The following is an 18,845-nucleotide window of genomic DNA, read 5'->3' as shown; positions in this document are numbered from 1 at the left end:
TCTATAGACCCCCGATGCCTCAGTTACCATTTCCAGGCTAATATCCGCATAGTCTTGTTTCCTTGTTCCATGCGGATGATTTCAATCTTGGAAGCCTTATTATATTCCAGATTGGCAATTAAAGGTTTCAGATTGTCTTTATCGGAAACTAAGGTCGTTATCCAGCCTAATTGCCCTTTATAGAGCATACTCTCATTAATCATTGTACGGATAAATTGCCTTTCGCCGCCTTCACACCAGAGTTCATTGGCATGTCCGCCGAAGTTTTGTACAGGAAGCTTTTCAGGATTTTTATGAAGGTTATGGAATTTTTTCGACGTTTTGCCCCAATTGTCCTCGCGGGATTTAAAGAAGGGAGGGTTGCACATCACGGCATTAAAGCGGTCTTCTTTGCGGACGATGCCTTTAAAAATCTGTTTTTTGTCTTCCTGTAATTGCAAGGTAATATGTTTGGATAGATCACGGTTGGTTTTGATGAGGGATTGGGCATGGTTAAGTGCTGTCTCATCAATGTCTGTTCCTACAAAGTTCCATCCATAAATCCGCTCTCCCAGGATGGGATATATCAATGAAGAACCTGTACCGATATCCAGAATATTAACTTTATTGCCTGTAGGTATATTGCCATCATTTTCGGAAACCAACAGGTCTGCCAAATGGTGAATATAATCGGCACGTCCTGGGATAGGTGGACATAAGCTATGGCTAAGGATAGACCAGTTCTGTATATTGTAGTAAGCTAGCAGAAGAGCCTTGTTCAGCGCTAATACGGATACAGGATCAGCAAAATCTATGGAAGTTGTCCCTTTCGGGGTTTTGATAAGTAATTCTTTCAATGCAGGATTTGCGCGGATCAACTTTGGGAAGTCATATCCTGTTTTGTGTATATTGCGCTCATGTAGCGTCTTTTTTGATGTGTTGCTGTCCATGTTCTAATTTTTAAACAAACTATTCACTACATGACAAAAAAAACACGTCATTGCGAGGAAGAATGACGAAGCAATCTGTGTTTTTGATGTCATGAGATTGCTTCGTTGCCTCGCAATGACGATGACATCATTTTTGTGATGTACTAATACAAAGGTATTATAAATATGGCAGGTATGGATGAAATAAATATCTTTACGGTTGGAGGAGATTATGGCAGATTTTGATATTAAAGGCTTTTTGGACGCAAAGGTTGAGCAGTTTAACCAACCTACTTTCATCGAGAATGACCCTATTGTTATTCCACATCGTTTTACAAAAAGACAGGACATAGAGATTATGGGATTCTTTGCGGCTATATTGGCCTGGGGTCAACGCAAGACCATCATCAATAAATGTATGGAACTTATAGAACGTTTTGGAGGCGAACCCTATGACTTTATCCGAAATCACCAGGAAAGAGACTTACAGCACCTGCTGGGATTCAAGCATCGCACTTTTAACGATACGGATTTACTGTACTTTGTTGCTTTTCTTAGGTTTCATTACGAGCGCTTCGATTCTCTGGAGGATGCTTTCCTAATCGAACAGGAGGAAGTGGAAACAATATCTATTGAACGTAGTTTGGATGAGTTTAAAGCTTATTTTTTCTCACTACAGGATTATCCCATTCGTACGAGGAAGCATATCAGCTCTCCGCGTCAAAAATCCAGTTGTAAGCGTTTAAATATGTTTCTGCGCTGGATGGTGCGCCAAGATGATAAAGGTGTAGATTTTGGTCTATGGAAGCGCATTCGACCAGCTGATTTAATTTGTCCCTGCGACGTACATGTAGAACGTGTGGCGCGACGCTTTGGACTAATTACCGCTGATAAGGTCAATTGGAAAACGGCGGTAGAGCTTACAGAGAATTTACGGCGTTTGGATCCAAATGATCCTGTGAAATATGATTTTGCCTTATTTGGAATTGGAGTGGAGAGAGAAGTTTAGTTTGTTTATTATAGAAGCTACGCTTCTATAATAAACAAACTAATATGTCGACCATTCTATTGGAATAACCAAACTCATTGTCATACCAACCCACTACTTTGACCAATCCGCCAACGATAGAAGTAAGTTGTGCATCGAAGACGCAGGAATAAGGATTATTGATAATATCTACGGATACAATAGGATCTTCGGTATAGTACAGGACGCTCTTCAACGAACCTTCAGCAGCCTCTTTAAACTTTTGGTTGATTTCTTCTACAGAAGTTTGCTTATGCAAAGTGCAAGTGAAATCGGTCAAGGAACCGTTCAGTACAGGGACGCGTATACCTGCTCCACCAAGATTGCCTTCCAAGTGTGGAAACACGTTGGTGATAGCTTTGGCTGCTCCGGTTGTTGTTGGAATAATAGAAGAGGAGGCAGCTCGCGCACGACGTAAATCACGGTGTGGGGCATCATGTAGGTTCTGATCTCCTGTCATGGAATGTACGGTCGTGATATAACCATCTTTAATCCCCCAGTTTTCGTCTAATACCTTAACTAGTGGTGCTACATTATTTGTGGTGCAGGATGCATTGGAAAAGAGAGGCGTCCTCCAATCAAACTGTTCGTCATTAATGCCTAGTACGACGGTGGGGACATCTCTGTCGGAGGATGGCGCTGAGATGATGACTTGTTTAGCGCCTGACTTTAAATGACCTTCAGCCTTTTCTCTTGAGGTAAACAGGCCTGTAGATTCAACAACCACATCAATACCTAGACTTGCCCAGGGAAGCTTTTCTGGGTGTTTTTCTCTTAAAACCTGTATCGGTTTATTGTTTATGAATAGATGATTTTCATCATGAGCAATAGAAACCTCAAACGGTCCGTGTACAGAGTCGTATTTCAACAGATGGGCAAGTGTGGCAGAATCTGTTAAATCATTAATGGCAACAACCTCAATGAGATTTTCGAGGTTGCGCCTATAGATATTTCTTAACGTATTACGTCCAATGCGCCCAAAACCATTGATGGCTACTTTCATTATTTAGTGAATTCAGCGATTACAGAATTGATGTCTTTTTCGCCTTCCCAACTGCTTTTCAACTTGCCGTCAGCACTGTAAACGTAGTTTGCTGGGAATTGTTTAGGTACATGGAAAAGCTGTATAAATAATTGATTGCGGTCGTATAAAACCTCTACATTGGGTTTGCCAACTAACTCTTTGCCAAAAGTTTCCAAGAAGGTAGCCATTAATGCAGGATCGTTCATGGAAACAAAATAAAGATTCACATCTTTTAGTTTATCGTAGTTTTTTGCTAGAAGTGTAGTCTCATGTTGGCAATGTCCGCAGCTCGGATCGAAGAGAAGGAACACATTGTTTCTATTTGCAGGAATATCTTCATTGCTGAAGGCCATTCCAGATTTTACTTTATAGAATTTGAATGGAGGTATTGTTGTAGCCGGCTCTTTTGCTAAAGGTACAGTCTGTTGAGGTTTTGCTATAGTTTGAGCTTCCTGTTGGGACGCTGCGGGAGTTTCATTCGCTTGCTGTTGCGTATTGTTATTTTTCTCTGACTGACAAGATGCTAAAGCTAGAAGTGAACTGATAGAAAGTCCGATGAATAGTTTTCTCATGCGTTGTGTTTTTTATTGAATTCAAAACTAACAAAAAAATAGGAGAGTAGAGGCTGGGATGTCATCTATAGACAATAATATAACAAAAAGCCCCCGAAAATTTTTCCGAGGGCTTTTTGTTTAGAAAAGGCTGAAAGTGACTATGGGGTCACGATTTTAGCTTTTTCTGCTTTTGTTTCATGTATGTGTTTTCCTTTACCCAAATCGTAAACGGTTGGAGCTGCTAAGAAAATGGATGAATAGGTACCTACGACGATACCGATCAAGATGGCGAAAGAGAAACCTCTGATTACTTCACCACCAAAGATGAATAATACCGCTAATACGAAGATAATCGTCAACGATGTGATGATGGTACGGCTCAATGTCGAGTTGATTGCACTGTTCACAGTATCACCAAAATCTTCACGATGTGCATTTGGCTTGTTCAGGTATTCTCTCAAACGGTCAAATACAACTACTGTATCGTTTACAGAGTAAGCGACAACAGTTAGGATAGCAGCGACAAAGTGCTGGTCGATATCTAATGAGAACGGAACGATACCATCTAAGATAGAGAATAAACCTAACAGGATAATCGCATCGTGGATTGTAGATACGGCAGCACCGATAGAGTATTGCCATTTACGGAAACGTACCAAAATATAACCCGCAATAATGAGAATAGAGAAGATACCGGACCAGATAGCACGATCTTTAATGTCCGTCGCAATAGTAGGTCCTACTTTTTGGGAAGACACGATTTCATAGCCATTACCCGATATTTTGGATAAACCTTCATTCAATTTGGCCAATACTTCCGCATCTGCTTCATCATTGGTGTTGTCAATATGGTAAGTTGTTGTTACACGCACCTGATTGGAGCTACCGAAAGTTTTTACCTCTGTAGTCAAGTTAAAAGTTGCATCCAAGTTCTTACGTACTTCTTCCAAATCTACAGGTTTCTCATAGGCTACTGTATACGTACGACCACCACTGAAGTCTACACCTAATGTAAATCCTTTGGTAAAGATGGCCGCCAAAGCGATGATAGACGCTATAATAGAAATAACATAGAAAGTTTTACGTTTCTTAATGAACTTGAAGTTTGCGTTTTGTAACGTGTTTGCAGACCAAGGGAAGGATACTAAAATCTTCCAATCTTTTTCCAGCATGAATTCGAAAATCAAGCGGGAGATAAAGATAGAGGTAAAGAGTGAGGTGATGATACCGATCATCAACGTAGTTGCAAAACCTAGGATAGGACCACTACCGAAGAAGAACAACACGATACCGACCAAGAAAGTGGTGATCTGTGAGTCCAGAATAGATGGCATAGCATGTTTGTAACCATCAGCAATAGCTTGGCGGATGGATTTGCCTAAGCCTAATTCTTCACGGATACGCTCATAAATAAGTACGTTGGCATCCACTGCGGTACCCATCGTCAACACGATACCTGCAATTCCAGGTAAGGTCAATACAGCATTCAGTGATGCCAAGATACCCATTAAGAAAAATACGTTGAACAATACAGCGATATTGGCTGCAATACCCGCACGGTTGTAGTAGACAATCATGAAAATCATTACCACAATAATACCGATTACAGCAGAATTTACACCAGCATCAATAGCAGCTTGACCCAAAGAAGGGCCTACAATTGCTTCTTCTACGATTTTAGCAGTAGCAGGAAGACGACCCGCCTTCAATACGTTTGCTAAATCTTTTGTATCGTCGATAGTAAAGTTTCCGGATATTTGTGAGTTTCCGTTAGGGATTTCTTCGTTTACGTTAGGTGCTGAATAAACAACGCCGTCTAATACGATAGCAATGGCCTCTCTGTTCTGTGCAGCTTGTGCAGTGATTTTACGCCATTGACGAGCACCATCGGTATTCATCTGCATGGAGACAACCGGATTGTTGCGTTCGTCGAAGTTATCGCGTGCATCCGTAATGACATCACCAGTCATTACTGCTCCGCTTTCTGTACCCGATGTTTTGATCGCATACAAAGAAAGGAAGTTTGGTGTTCTTTGCTCAGGTTTAACAGCCCATAATAATTTTAGGTTGTTCGGAATGATAGAACGAACCTCTGGGCGGTTCAAATATTCGTTTACACGAGCAGTATCCTTCAAGTTAGCGATACCTACCATTGGACCAGGCATCAACTGAGGTTGACCATTTTGCTCTACGTAAGTTGCTGGATTTAGGATAGCGAATAATGGGTTGTTAGCTGCTAATTCAGCAGAAACAGCAGCAGAATCTGCATTGTTTGTGCTACCCGCACCTAAGTTCGCCAATAAGTTCTCATCGGATTTGGTTGTTTCTACCGCAGCTGTGTCAGCAGGAGTAGTTGTAGCAGGAGTCTTGTTGGATTTCAATGAGGGGGCCAAAATACCATTGATATTCTCCAATAAAGGATATACCTGATAATTGTCATGGGTTTCGAAGAATTCCAATTTTGCAGAACCCTGTAATAGTTTACGTACACGGTCTTCATCGTTAACACCCGGAAGCTCGATAAGGATACGGTTTGTTCCTTGTTGGATCTGGATATTCGGAGAAGCCACACCGAACTTGTCGATACGTGTGCGCAAGACTTTGTAGGAGTTTTGTATAGCATTGTCTGCCTCTTGGTTTAAGAAGCTGCGTACTTTTCCTTCGGAGTCGGTTGCTTGGATTAAAGAAGCGTTGTCTTTCGTAGCGAAGAAAGAAGCCAATGGCGTTGTGCCGCCTACCGCTTTGTATTCTTCAACGAATAGATCAACAACACCTTTGTTTACGGATTTACTTTTCTTAACGGCATTTTCCAATGCAACATTAAATTTCTCGTCTTTTGGGTTGTCGGCTAAATTGCGGATCAATTCCTCTAAGGAAATCTCCATTGTTACGTTCATCCCACCTTTAAGGTCAAGGCCTAATGCTAATTCGTTAGCTTTTGCCTCACGATACGTGAATTTTGCAATTCCTAAATTGTAAACATCTTCACTGGCCATAGAGTCTAAATACGCTTTTTCTTTAGCCATGTCGCCTTTTGCGTATTCAGCGGCCTCACGTTCAACCTTACGGGTAACAAATGTGAATGATAGGGAATAGAGGCATGCTATTGATACCACTACTACCAAAAATTTAATCAACCCTTTACTCTGCATTGTCTTTTAGTAATTCGTGTATTAGTTTTAATAATTTCTTAACAAATTCAGGCTTTTCCTAATTGTAGCCAAGATTCGCAAAGGTATAAAAATTTTGTATAAAGCGAAGATTATTGTATATATATGACAATTAAATTTTGGTTATGCTTTTTGGAGGGAAAATAGGTATAAAAAATGCCCGTAGTGAGCTACGGGCATCTTTAGAAAGGTAAACCTACTTCTTATTTAAGGGTGAATTTAAACCCTAAAGTAAAACGGGCTGGTTCAAAATCTGAATCGTGGGATAAATTCCACCATGGTTTCCAATCAAAGTGGAAAGCCAACGGAGCAGTAGGAATCTTGAATTCTAATCCTACCGCTGGGCGAATAGCAACATCCGTATGATTATCGCCGTCCCAGTGACCACTGTGCCAACGTCCATGGTTTATAAAAGTCAATTGCGGCCCCACACCAACATACCAACTTAGACCGTTTGCACCTCGAATAGCCTGGTTGTAAGAATAGTCCACACCTAATACAGTTACGTCATCTCCAAAAAGAACCTGTGCATTTCCGGCATTTTGTCCATCAAAAAAATGCTTTATTTGTGGTCCAACTAAAGTAGGTCCATCACCCACATCGATACCTAAACCCAAAGCAGTCCTGTAACGCGTCTGTGCTTTAAGTTCCTGTGCCCCCATTGCCAAGATTGAAGTCGCTAATAAAGAGTAAAATACTTTTTTCATGGATCTTTAATTATATATAATGTTAACTTAAACTGAGGAAATCAACTATTGAATCCCTCTTGAATAAGCTCTAAGCAAATAGTCTGCCAAAAAAAGAAAAGATTACTTTATCTGTAAGCAATAATTCCAAATCACCCACCTCTTACTGTCCTTAGGCTTCCGAAGGGTGTCTAAGGACTTTGTTATGATAGGTAGTCTCAGACTACCCTTTATTTCCCTCATCCGTAGTGCGCTTCGCTCAACACTACGGCTAGCAGGGGAATAAGTATATTTTGAAATTTTTATTTCTGAGAACTGTTCGATACCGAATAGTGTAAAACGTGAAGATATGTTTTTCTTAGTAACCTGTTAGTTCATTTTCTGCTAAAAAAAGTATATTTGGAGGGGTTGTTTTCTAATCATAAAAAACTACTAATATTAAGAGAAGAAGTTCGCTAAAGTCCGCTAAAGTCCGTGGAAGCCCCTTCAAGTCCCTTTTAACTAGGGTTTAACTATAGTGCAATTAGGGTTTAACGTCGGAAATATTCCGCTCAGATATTATATACTTCTCCCTTTAACTGTCCTTAGACTTTCGAAGGGGGGCTAAGGGCTTTGTTATGGTAGGTAGTCTCAGACTACCCTTTATTTCCCCATCTGTAGTGCGCTCCGCTCAACACTACGGATAGGAGGGGCAATAATTCCAAATCACCTACCTCTTACTGTCCTTCGACTTCCGAAGGGTGTCTAAGGACTTTGTTATGATAGGTAGTCTCAGACTACCTTTTATTTCCCCATCCGTAGTGCGATCCGCTTAACACTACGGATAGCAAAGGACAATTTAGGATGCTTTTTATTCCATAATGCATAACGGGTTGAAAATAATATGCGCTTACCTTATTCAAAAGAATATTTTATTTGGAAAAGTAAGAGAAAATACGTAGTTTTGCCTCGCAAATAGAAACCCCAAAGATATTTGCCATATGCAATTAGATCCACAAAAATTTGTAGCTGAAGGTCTCACTTATGACGATGTATTATTAGTACCAGCTTACTCTGAAGTTTTGCCTCGTGATGTCGATACGAGCACCCAATTGACAAGAAAAATCAGATTAAACATTCCTTTAGTTTCAGCCGCTATGGATACTGTAACTGGAGCTGATCTGGCTATTGCTATTGCACAAGCTGGCGGTATCGGTATGCTGCATAAGAACATGAGTATCGCTGAGCAGGCTGCCGAAGTTCGTAAAGTAAAGCGTTCGGAAAGTGGAATGATTCAGGATCCGGTAACTTTGTTGGAAGGTTCTACCGTAGGAGATGCTTTCAAAATTATGAAAGACCATAAGATCGGCGGAATCCCTGTCGTGGATGCTGAAGGAAAATTGGTTGGTATCGTGACTAATCGTGATTTGCGTTTCCAAAAGGATATGTCAAAACCGATTAATACGTTGATGACTAAAGACAACTTGGTCATTGCTCCAGTGGGTACAGACTTGATTCAGGCAGAAGAGATTTTGCAAAATGAGAAAATCGAAAAACTACCGGTAGTGGATGAAAACGGTATATTGAAGGGTTTGATTACCTTTAAAGATATTCAGAAATATAAGCATTATCCAAATGCAGCAAAAGATATTCATGGACGCCTATTGGTAGGTGCTGCGGTAGGGGTTACGGCAGACACTTTGGAGCGTGTGGAAGCTTTAGTGGCTGCAGGTGTGGATGTGGTAACGATTGATACGGCACATGGTCACTCCAAAGGAGTAATTGATAAATTGAAAGAAGTGAAAGGCGCATTCCCTGAGTTGCAGGTAATCGTTGGTAATATTGCAACAGGCGCAGCAGCAAAGGCATTAGCTGAAGCAGGAGCTGATGCTGTTAAAGTTGGTATCGGTCCGGGATCAATCTGTACGACAAGGATTATCGCGGGTGTAGGTGTCCCACAATTGTATGCGATATATGAAGTGGCTAAAGCTTTAAAAGGTACGGGGGTTCCATTGATCGCTGATGGTGGTATTAAACAAACGGGGGATATAGCGAAAGCTATAGCTGCTGGTGCTGATACCATTATGGCTGGATCATTGTTTGCTGGTGTAGAGGAAGCACCGGGTGAAACCATTATTTACGAAGGACGTAAATTCAAATCTTATCGTGGGATGGGGTCGTTGGAAGCTATGCAAAAAGGTTCCAAAGACCGTTATTTTCAAGATGTAGAAGACGATATAAAAAAATTGGTGCCAGAAGGCATTGTAGGACGTGTGCCTTATAAGGGGACATTGGCCGAAGTGGTTTACCAATACATTGGTGGATTGAAAGCTTCAATGGGCTATTGTGGAGCACCGACAGTCGAAAGATTGAAAGAAGCGCAATTTGTGCGGATTACAGGTGCTGGCTTAAGAGAGTCACATCCACATAATATTTCGATTACGAAAGAAGCACCGAACTACAATAGTCGAGGATAATCAAACAAAAAGGGCTTGCATTTGCAAGCCCTTTTTGTTTGATTATCATTTTAAATTATTGATAGCCTCTTGTTCCCGAAGTTTGTCGACATTGTTCTTCTCTCCAAATTCTTCTGTCTTCTGTTGAAATGATTCCAGAATTTCTTTGATAGCATCGGCATTTTCAGCTGTACGCTGATAAATGTCGGGAATTTTGTTTTCGATAACCTTGTCCCCGAGTTCGATATTGTCCACCTCGATCTTACCGATCTTTTCCAAAACAGCCTGTTGGCTATGACGGACATCTTCCAGTTCTCGGGTTATTTTTTCCATTAAATCAAATTTTTTCAACTTATCCATATCACTTTTATTTTTTGATTCTAAGGATAGAACATATAGAAAGGTGGTTTTGTTTTGGAAAAAAAAATCTCCTTGGTCATAATGACCAAGGAGATTTTTTCTAGATTTGATATAAACGTTTTTAACTTACTCGACCTGGATAGACTTCCAATGCTTTTTGAAGACAGGTCAAGGCTTTTTTCAAGTCCTGTTGATTGAGCACATAGGCTAAACGTACTTCGTTCTTCCCTGCGTCAGAACTACTGTAGAAACCTGTGGCTGGAGCCATCATGACGGTTTCGCTTTCGTATGCAAACTCCTCCAACATCCATTGACAGAATACGTCGGCATTGTCTATAGGGAGCTTTGCGACTACGTAGAAAGCACCTCCCGGATTTGGACAGAATACGCCTTCCATGGCATTCAGTCCTTCTACCAAGGTATTGCGACGTGCTGTATATTCTTTGGATACCGCTTCAAAGTAGCTGTCAGGTGTGTCAACGGCGGCTTCGCCTGCAATCTGCCCTTCTAAAGACGGGCTTAGACGTGCTTGGGCAAATTTTAAAGCTACCTGATATAGTTCTTTGTTTTTAGTGATTAAGCAGCCTATACGTGCTCCACAGGCAGAATAGCGTTTAGACACCGTGTCCAGTACCACCACATTCTCCTCTAGGTCATCTAAATGCATAGGTGAAATGAAAGCACGGCCGTCATAGCAAAATTCTCGATAGGCTTCGTCAGAAAATAGATAAAGATCATGTTTTAAACATAATTCCTTAAGAGCATCCAACTCTTCGCGTGAGTAAAGGTAACCTGTCGGGTTGTTCGGGTTACAGATAGCGATAGCTTTCGTTTTCTCTGTAATCAATTTCTCAAATTCCGCAATAGGAGGAAGTGCGAAACCATTGTCGATATAGGACATGATAGGCTTGACAACAATATCTGAGGAACATGCGAAGCCGTTATAGTTGGCATAGAACGGTTCTGGGATAATAATTTCCTCTCCCGGATTTAGACAAGCTTGCATGGCAATGGTAATGGCTTCAGATCCTCCATTGGTTACCAAGATGTCTGTAGGCTCCACGTTATAGTTGAGCTTGTTGTAATATTCCGCTAGTTTGCTACGATATGAAGCTGTTCCTTCCGATGGCGTATAAGCCCATACTTTGAAGTCAATGTTTTTTAAAGCATTGAGCATGACTTCCGGTGTTTCGATGTCGGGCTGTCCGATATTAAGGTGATATATCTTCTTACCCTCTTTTTTTGCCTTGTCCGCAAAAGGTGTGAGCTTGCGGATAGGTGAAGCAGGCATGTTAATGCCTTTGTTCGATATTTTTGGCATGCTGTTTTAGTTTAATTTTGGTTCAAAAGTATTATAAAAAACAAAAAAAGCCATCATTGATGGCTTTTTTTGTTTTACCCAATCAATATCTTATTCTACTGCACCTTTAATAGTCAAGGTTTTGACAGGAGTTTTCGTATTGGATCTTACCGTAAACTGCTTGGTGAAAGGTCCTTTCGCAGCAGCATTGAAGGTAACGGTGATTGTGCCAGTCTCACCTGGTTTTACAGGTGTTTTTGTAAATTCAGCTACCGAACATCCGCAGGACGGTTTTACTTCGGAAACGATAATCGGCGCATCACCACTATTGGTGTATTTGAAATCATACGATACCGGTTTGCTTTGTTCAATTTTGCCGAAATCATGTGTTTCTTTTTCAAACTTAAACTCACCAATCGCTAATCCCATTGCTGTGAAACCTATTACTGCTACCAACATGGTAAGTATTCCTAATGCTTTCTTCATCATATCTCGTTAATTTAGTTTTACCAAATATACTCAAATTATGCGCCAAAAATAGAAATACCATTTGGCTTTTTTGATAACTTCTCCAAAACCTACAAAAATTTTACAGTTAATGTGGTTAATTGGTGAACTGTTTAATTGGTGAAACGGTTAACTGTTTAATTGAATTAACTCCTAACCCTTAAACCTTAACCTTATAACCTCTAACCTTTAAACAAAAAACTAAATAATACCTTCCTTCAATAAGTCCTGTATATGAATGATGCCATCGTATTGACCCTCATTCGTGACCAAGAGCTGTGTGATATTGTTTTCACGCATCTTATGTAGGGCATCGACCGCTAAAACTGATTTTTCAATTGTTTTTGGATTCTGACTCATGATATCTTTTGCGGTAAGATTGCTGAGATCTTCGTGCTTTTCCAGCATACGTCGGATATCTCCATCGGTGATAACACCAATAATCTTGTTGTCGGATAGCACTGCCGTAGCACCCAATCTGAAATTGGTAATCGTGATGATAACTTCTCTGACGGAGGCGTCTGTGTCGATGGCAGGTTTGCCGTTATTATCGGAAAGGTCACTTACTTTTAAGTAAAGTTGCTTACCAAGAGCACCGCCCGGATGATACTTTGCAAAATCCCGATCAGAGAACTGTCGGCAGGTTTGCAAACACACAGCGAGCGCATCGCCCATTGCTAATTGGGCAGTGGTACTAGTTGTAGGAGCAAGGTTATTCGGACAGGCCTCACGGTCCACAGTCGTGTTCAAGATGTAGTCAGCTTGTTGTGCCAGAAAAGAACTTAAATTACCAACCATGGCTACCAAAATATTGCCAGTTTGTTTTAAAAAAGGAACAAGTACTTTAATCTCAGGTGTATTTCCACTTTTAGAAATAGCGATGATGAGATCATTTTTCTGGATAATTCCCAAATCACCGTGTATGGCGTCTGCAGCATGCATAAAGATTGCCGGAGTACCTGTGGAGTTGAAAGTGGCTACTATCTTTTGAGCGATAATAGCACTTTTTCCTATACCTGTTACAATGACCCGTCCATCCAGCTCTAATATGGATTGAATGACCTTTTCGAAGTCAGTGTCAATATGTTGCACCAATCCTTCTAAAGCATGGGCTTCAAGGAGTAAGGTGTCTATGGCTGTCTTTTTGATATCAATGTTGTGTATCACGGAAAAAATGTCTAATTTTATTTTAGAAATTACAAAAGTAAGTTATTTCAGATTCAAAAGAGGTACAGGTCTAACTAATTTTTTGTTCAACAGTCGATGGAAATAGAAAAGTCATTATTTGACAATCTGCAAGAGTTTTTTGGTTTTGATACCTTTAAAGGGGATCAGGAAGCTATCATCACGAATATCCTCAATAAAAAGGATACTTTTGTGATTATGCCTACGGGAGGGGGTAAATCTATTTGCTATCAGCTGCCTGCGTTGATGAGCGAGGGAACGGCAATCGTTATATCTCCGCTGATAGCCTTGATGAAAAATCAAGTGGATCAGTTGCGGGCTTTTGGTGGACGAGATAGTATTGCGCACTTTCTGAATTCTTCGCTCAATAAAGGAGAAATTACTCGTGTAAAACAGGATGTGACTGATGGAAAGACAAAATTGTTATATGTAGCGCCTGAGTCTTTATCCAAAGAAGATAATGTGCAGTTTCTTAGGCAGATAAATGTTTCATTTGTAGCAGTAGATGAAGCGCATTGTATTTCGGAATGGGGACATGATTTCCGTCCGGAATACCGAAAAATCAGACAAGTTATTAACGGTATCGGCGAAAATATTCCTATCATTGCTTTGACTGCTACAGCTACACCCAAAGTGCAGTCGGATATCCGTAAGAACCTCCAAATGAACGATGCTACCTTGTTCAAGTCTTCGTTCAACCGCTCGAATCTTTACTATGAGGTACGTCCGAAGATTGATGTTGTTAAAGAAATTGTCCGATTTATAAAAGCCAATAGTGGGAAAACAGGGATTATTTACTGTCTAAGCCGTAAAAAAGTAGAAGAGATTGCGGAAGTGTTGAATATTAATGGAATAAAGGCGTTGCCTTACCATGCAGGTTTAGATGCTAAGACACGGGCAGACACACAAGACAAATTCCTTATGGAAGATGTAGAGGTAATTGTCGCGACCATTGCCTTTGGTATGGGGATAGACAAGCCGGATGTGCGCTATGTTATCCACCATGATATTCCAAAGTCGATGGAAGGCTATTATCAAGAGACAGGCCGTGCGGGACGTGACGGAGGCGAAGGCTATTGTCTGGCATTCTATTCTGAGAAGGATGTTGAAAAATTGACAAAATTCATGAAAGATAAACCTGTTTCCGAACGGGAAATAGGAACACAAATACTCAAGGAGGTTATCGATTATTCGGAATCCTCGGTATGTCGAAGGAAACAGATATTACATTATTTCGGAGAGCAGTTCGACGAGACTGGTTGTAACAATATGTGTGATAACTGTCGTACAGAAAAGACTTATTTTGACGCGGAAGAATCACTTCTGGATGTATTGAAATTCATTCAGGAGCAAGGAGAGAAGTTTGATGACCACCACATGATTAATGTCATGGTAGGACAGAACAATCAACCGATATCTTCCTATAAACATGATACACATACTCTGTTCGGAAAAGGTAAGGAAAAGGGTGTGAATTATTGGAATTCACTTATTCGCCAAGCTGAGCTTAACGATTTCCTCAAGAAAGATATTGACCATTACGGGCTGTTACAGCTGACGGAAAGTGGACGGAAATATATAGCGAATCCTTATGCATTGCGGTTCGTTCTTAACCGTCCGATGGAAAAAGCGAAAGAAGAGGGCGGAGATGATGTGATGCAAGCTTCCAGTGCACTAGATGTGGAGCTATTGAAGATGTTGAAGGACTTGCGTAAGAAGATTGCCAAACAAAAATCTTTACCTCCGTTTGTTATTTTCCAAGACCCATCGTTGGAAGAGATGTGTACGCATTATCCGGTGTCGTTGGATGAATTAAAGCAGATACAGGGGGTTGGAGCAGGTAAAGCTATGAAGTTCGGGGCATCGTTTGTAGAGCTAATTAAGAAGTACGTAGAGGAAAATGAGATTGACCGACCACAGGATTTAATTGTAAAGGGCACGGCGAACAAGTCTGCTTTGAAAGTATCCATTATCCAGAATATAGACCGTAAAATCGGGTTGGATGACATTGCTTCGTCAAAAGGTATCAGCTATGAAGACCTATTGAAAGAGGTGGAATCCATCGTAAACTCAGGAACAAAACTCAATATCGGCTATTTCGTGGATGAAATGATTGACCAAGATCGTCAGGATGAGGTTTATGATTATTTCAAAAGCGCAGAGGTGGACTCCATCGACACTGCACTGAGCGAATTGGGTGAAGAGGATTACACCTACGAGGATATTCAGTTGATGCGTATCAAGTTTATGTCAGAGCTAGGGAATTAGTATTGAGTATTGAGATATTCCTTCCATCAGCCCGATAACTTTAAAATAAAAACCTATAAGGTTTGGTTATATATCCATTAGAAAAATGGGGTCTCACGAAAACCGCCATATCAGGAAAAACCTTATAGGTTTAAATGGGAAACTTTAAAATAGAGCTTACGGCAATAGGGGCTGTAGGCGATAATCTTTAAATAAATTATACAGATGATTACGGTTTAAAGCATACAGCTTAAAGCCACAAACTTTAAAATATGATTCTACATTATTTGCCTGCTATCAAAAACGGAGATTCGACTCAGTTTTTCTTAATGGCGGGTCCTTGTGCTATCGAGGGTGAAGAAATTGCCTTGCGTATAGCAGAGCGTATTGTTACGATTACTAACAAATACCGTATCCCATATATTTTTAAAGGCTCTTATCGCAAAGCGAACCGATCGCGTGTGGATTCGTTTACAGGTATTGGAGATGAGAAAGCATTGAAGATATTGGAAAAGGTGGGACGTACTTTTGGTGTGCCGACTGTAACGGATATACATGAAAGCCATGAAGCTGCGATGGCGGCGGCTTATGTGGACGTATTGCAAATTCCAGCTTTCCTTTGTCGTCAGACAGAACTGTTGGTTGCAGCTGCTGAAACCGGGAAAGTGGTCAATATCAAGAAAGGACAATTCTTGTCGGCGGGTTCAATGCAGTTTGCTGTGGATAAAGTTAAGGATTCGGGGAATGATAAAGTCTTTTTGACAGACCGGGGTAATACTTTTGGTTATCAGGATCTGATTGTAGATTTTCGTGGAATACCAGAGATGAAGTCATTTGATGTGCCGACGATTATGGACTGTACACATTCCCTACAACAACCTAACCAGACTTCTGGAGTAACAGGTGGTAAACCTGCATTGATCGAAACAATTGCCAAAGCAGCTATAGTGGTTGGTGCAGATGGGCTGTTTATTGAAACGCATCCAGACCCGGCAAATGCCAAATCTGATGGAGCCAATATGCTGCACCTTGATCTGTTGGATGGTTTGATGGAAAAACTGGTTCGGGTTAGAGAAGCGATATTGTAATTTTCTAATCCTCTTTAGGAAACCCCTCATTATTGTTGTTCTTCGCCGACTTGCCTTTGCAGATGCATTACAAAATCCGGTTCTGAAAAAACGTCATTGCGAGGAACGAAGCAATCTGATTTTTTCGTTGTCGTCATTGCGAGGAGGTACGACGAAGCAATGACGACAACGAGGAGGTACTGTAATCTGTCGTGCACCCGAAACGCTTAGGACAGCTCTAATGAGGGTATTTTTGTTTAAAGTTTCTATACGAATAGCCTTTCTTCCATTTGGTAAAACCAAAACCTTCGCTAAGTTGTTCTTTTACATAACGTTGGCTTTTTATTTAATGTCGTATAAAAGGAGGATAATATTATGGAAGAGAATGAGAGAAAATATGATGAGCATGAAGAGATTCAAGGTGCACCAGAACAAGAAGTTGCGGATGTAGTAAAGGACGAACCTGATGACAAGCCTGCAGGGAAAAATGTGAATTGGACAATTATTGTTGCCATTGTTATATTATTGGCGATTTATTTCATATTTTTCTATTAAAAAAGATTAGATAAAAGCAAAAATAAGCAAAACGGTTAGAACCGTTGTTATATAACGTTTTGTAAAAGAGTAGTCTTAGTTTGGAACTCGGTGTCTGATAGGTTTTGGGCTTAAAATGACAAGGTTAGGTTACTAATTCGTTACCGATTGACAAAGGTAATAGCATAGAGTAACTGATTATATTTCAGTCTTTTGCACCATTTTCTCTATTTCCTTGTAACTCAATGTAATTTAATTTTAAACATTAAACATTTGAGTTATGGAGCAGACAAAAAAATCGACGTTCAAACTGCTTTTCTATTTGAAAAAGAACGAATTGAAAAAGAACGGTAATGGCCCTATTATGGCACGTATTACCATTGACGGAACAGCTAAGACTTTGGGTACAAAGTTAGAAATTGATCCCAACAATTGGGATTTAAAATATGGAAGAGTTGAGGGCAAGAGTGCCACAGCTTTGAGCATTAACAAAAAGCTGGACAACATACGTGGGCGTATCGACAAGATTTATGAAGATATGCTGAAACACGAGGGCTTTGCTACTGCACAGAAAGTAAAAAATAAATTTCTCGGTGTAGGTGTGATGGATGATGCCATACTGAAAGTTTTCAACGACCAAAATGAAGATTTCAAAATACTGGTCGCTAAGAGAAAACGCTCCCAAAGCACTTATAGCAAGTATAACACGGGTTACAATCATCTTAGCGAATTTATAAGAGAGCGTTATCATAGGGACGATATGGCTTTCCGTGAGCTTACTTCCGATTTTATACGTGAGTTTGATTTCTTTCTCCGCATTGATAAAGAATGTACACATAATACGGTTTGGGTCTATACGATGCCTGTTATCGCTTTGGCAGAGCTGGCTATCAAAAAAGGGCTGATACGTGACAATCCGTTTGAGGATTATGAAATCAGTATGGAGGAAACCGACCGGAGCTATCTTTTAAAAGAGGATGTAGAAACCTTATTGCTACTGAAACCGTCAAAGCCAAGATTTGAACTTGTAAAAGATCTCTTTATCTTTAGTTGCTTTACCGGACTTTCTTACATTGACATCAAGAAGCTAAAATGGAGTAATATTCAGTCATTCTTTGATGGACACCAATGGATAATCAGCAGAAGAAAAAAATCTGATGTTAGTTCCAACGTCCGTCTTTTGGAAATCCCGAAACGCATCATTGAAAAATATCGTGGAGTTTCCCGAAACGAATATGTGTTTTCTATGCCGTCCAATGCAACTTGTAACAAGCACATTGGTAAACTGATTGAACAAGCAGGTATTATTACTGAACAAAAAGTAACATTCCACACTGCACGTCATACATTCGCCACAATGTTTTTGACAGAGGGCGTTCCGCTTGAAAGTTTAAGCAAAATGATGGGACACAAGAATATTTCTACCACACAGATTTATGCGAAAATTACCAGCCAGAATGTAAATCGTATTGTCTTCCAAGGCAGTGAATTTATGTGGTACATTTGGCGGTAGTGTAAACTGAACTGTGTCACATCACTCCTTTTAGGGTTCGTGCTCAGAGGCTGAAAGCCTCGAGTGCGAACCCTAAAAGGAGTTGCCGAAGGCCTTAATTCTATCCCCAAATTTAATATGTAGTTGTTGCATTGTCAATCCCCAATTTCGAATAGGCATGGTCCATTTTTTTGAAATCTCCTTAACCGTGAGATAAACCAACTTCAAGAGTGCCTGATCAGAAGTAAATGCACCTTTCGTTTTGGTCACTTTTCTGATCTGACGGTGCATAGCCTCAATAGCATTTGTGGTATAAATAGCTCTGCGGATATCAGGCGAATACTCGAAG

The 18,845-nt window shown here is 40.4% G+C and carries 16 protein-coding genes; 6 read left to right on the top strand and 10 right to left on the bottom strand.

Annotation, left to right across the window (positions count from 1 at the left end):
- Positions 1-23 precede the first annotated feature (23 nt).
- Complete coding sequence (rlmF, locus tag BM375_RS08005) at positions 24-929, bottom strand: 23S rRNA (adenine(1618)-N(6))-methyltransferase RlmF (RefSeq protein ID WP_093365066.1); 906 nt, start codon at positions 927-929, stop codon at positions 24-26.
- Positions 930-1,140: 211 nt separating this feature from the next.
- On the opposite strand from rlmF, the gene BM375_RS08000 reads away from it, so the two are divergent.
- Positions 1,141-1,917, top strand: a complete 777-nt coding sequence (locus BM375_RS08000) for a TIGR02757 family protein (RefSeq protein WP_093365063.1) — start codon at positions 1,141-1,143, stop codon at positions 1,915-1,917.
- 25 nt (positions 1,918-1,942) lie between these two features.
- On the opposite strand, the gene gap is transcribed toward BM375_RS08000, so the two are convergent.
- From gap to BM375_RS07980, 4 genes are all read right to left on the bottom strand, one after another.
- The gene (gap, locus tag BM375_RS07995; protein ID WP_170852620.1) at positions 1,943-2,938 is read right to left on the bottom strand and encodes a type I glyceraldehyde-3-phosphate dehydrogenase; all 996 of its coding nucleotides are present in this window, start codon (positions 2,936-2,938) and stop codon (positions 1,943-1,945) included.
- On the bottom strand, positions 2,938-3,531 hold the full coding sequence (locus tag BM375_RS07990; RefSeq protein ID WP_093365059.1) for a peroxiredoxin family protein: 594 nt from the start codon (positions 3,529-3,531) through the stop codon (positions 2,938-2,940). The genes gap and BM375_RS07990 overlap by 1 nt, the downstream gene beginning before the upstream one ends.
- Before the next feature lie 140 nt (positions 3,532-3,671).
- Positions 3,672-6,665: a protein translocase subunit SecDF gene (gene secDF, locus BM375_RS07985; protein ID WP_093365057.1), complete on the bottom strand. Its 2,994-nt coding sequence runs from the start codon at positions 6,663-6,665 to the stop codon at positions 3,672-3,674.
- A 221-nt stretch (positions 6,666-6,886) separates the two neighbouring features.
- Positions 6,887-7,390: a hypothetical protein gene (locus BM375_RS07980; protein WP_093365055.1), complete on the bottom strand. Its 504-nt coding sequence runs from the start codon at positions 7,388-7,390 to the stop codon at positions 6,887-6,889.
- Between the two features lie 959 nt (positions 7,391-8,349).
- Between BM375_RS07980 and guaB the strand changes: the two genes are divergently transcribed.
- Entirely contained in the window at positions 8,350-9,825 is a 1,476-nt protein-coding gene (gene guaB / locus BM375_RS07975) for an IMP dehydrogenase (protein ID WP_093365053.1), read from the top strand.
- A 45-nt stretch (positions 9,826-9,870) separates the two neighbouring features.
- Here guaB and BM375_RS07970 read toward each other — a convergent pair whose 3' ends face one another.
- From BM375_RS07970 to BM375_RS07955, 4 genes are all read right to left on the bottom strand, one after another.
- The gene (locus BM375_RS07970) at positions 9,871-10,164 is read right to left on the bottom strand and encodes a hypothetical protein (protein ID WP_093365051.1); all 294 of its coding nucleotides are present in this window, start codon (positions 10,162-10,164) and stop codon (positions 9,871-9,873) included.
- Positions 10,165-10,285: 121 nt separating this feature from the next.
- A complete protein-coding gene (locus tag BM375_RS07965) occupies positions 10,286-11,485 on the bottom strand; it encodes a pyridoxal phosphate-dependent aminotransferase (RefSeq protein ID WP_093365049.1) in 1,200 nt (399 codons plus the stop codon).
- Between the two features lie 90 nt (positions 11,486-11,575).
- Positions 11,576-11,953 (bottom strand): DUF1573 domain-containing protein, encoded by a 378-nt coding sequence (locus BM375_RS07960; protein WP_317614816.1) that lies wholly within the window; start codon positions 11,951-11,953, stop codon positions 11,576-11,578.
- Between the two features lie 219 nt (positions 11,954-12,172).
- Entirely contained in the window at positions 12,173-13,138 is a 966-nt protein-coding gene (locus tag BM375_RS07955) for a KpsF/GutQ family sugar-phosphate isomerase (protein ID WP_093365044.1), read from the bottom strand.
- A 96-nt stretch (positions 13,139-13,234) separates the two neighbouring features.
- On the opposite strand from BM375_RS07955, the gene recQ reads away from it, so the two are divergent.
- From recQ to BM375_RS07935, 4 genes are all read left to right on the top strand, one after another.
- On the top strand, positions 13,235-15,424 hold the full coding sequence (gene recQ, locus BM375_RS07950; protein ID WP_093365042.1) for a DNA helicase RecQ: 2,190 nt from the start codon (positions 13,235-13,237) through the stop codon (positions 15,422-15,424).
- Positions 15,425-15,675: 251 nt separating this feature from the next.
- Positions 15,676-16,491, top strand: a complete 816-nt coding sequence (kdsA, locus tag BM375_RS07945; protein WP_093365039.1) for a 3-deoxy-8-phosphooctulonate synthase — start codon at positions 15,676-15,678, stop codon at positions 16,489-16,491.
- A gap of 354 nt (positions 16,492-16,845) precedes the next feature.
- Positions 16,846-17,025, top strand: coding sequence for a hypothetical protein (locus BM375_RS07940; protein ID WP_093365036.1), 180 nt, complete (start codon positions 16,846-16,848; stop codon positions 17,023-17,025).
- Positions 17,026-17,284: 259 nt separating this feature from the next.
- Positions 17,285-18,517 (top strand): site-specific integrase, encoded by a 1,233-nt coding sequence (locus BM375_RS07935; protein ID WP_093365034.1) that lies wholly within the window; start codon positions 17,285-17,287, stop codon positions 18,515-18,517.
- 72 nt (positions 18,518-18,589) lie between these two features.
- On the opposite strand, the gene BM375_RS07930 is transcribed toward BM375_RS07935, so the two are convergent.
- A partial coding sequence (locus tag BM375_RS07930; protein WP_139227531.1) for a transposase occupies positions 18,590-18,845 on the bottom strand: 256 nt, incomplete at its 5' end.

Source organism: Sphingobacterium wenxiniae, from assembly GCF_900116225.1.
Classification (GTDB): Bacteria; Bacteroidota; Bacteroidia; order Sphingobacteriales; family Sphingobacteriaceae; genus Sphingobacterium; species Sphingobacterium wenxiniae.
This window is presented reverse-complemented; position numbering and strand designations above follow the sequence as displayed.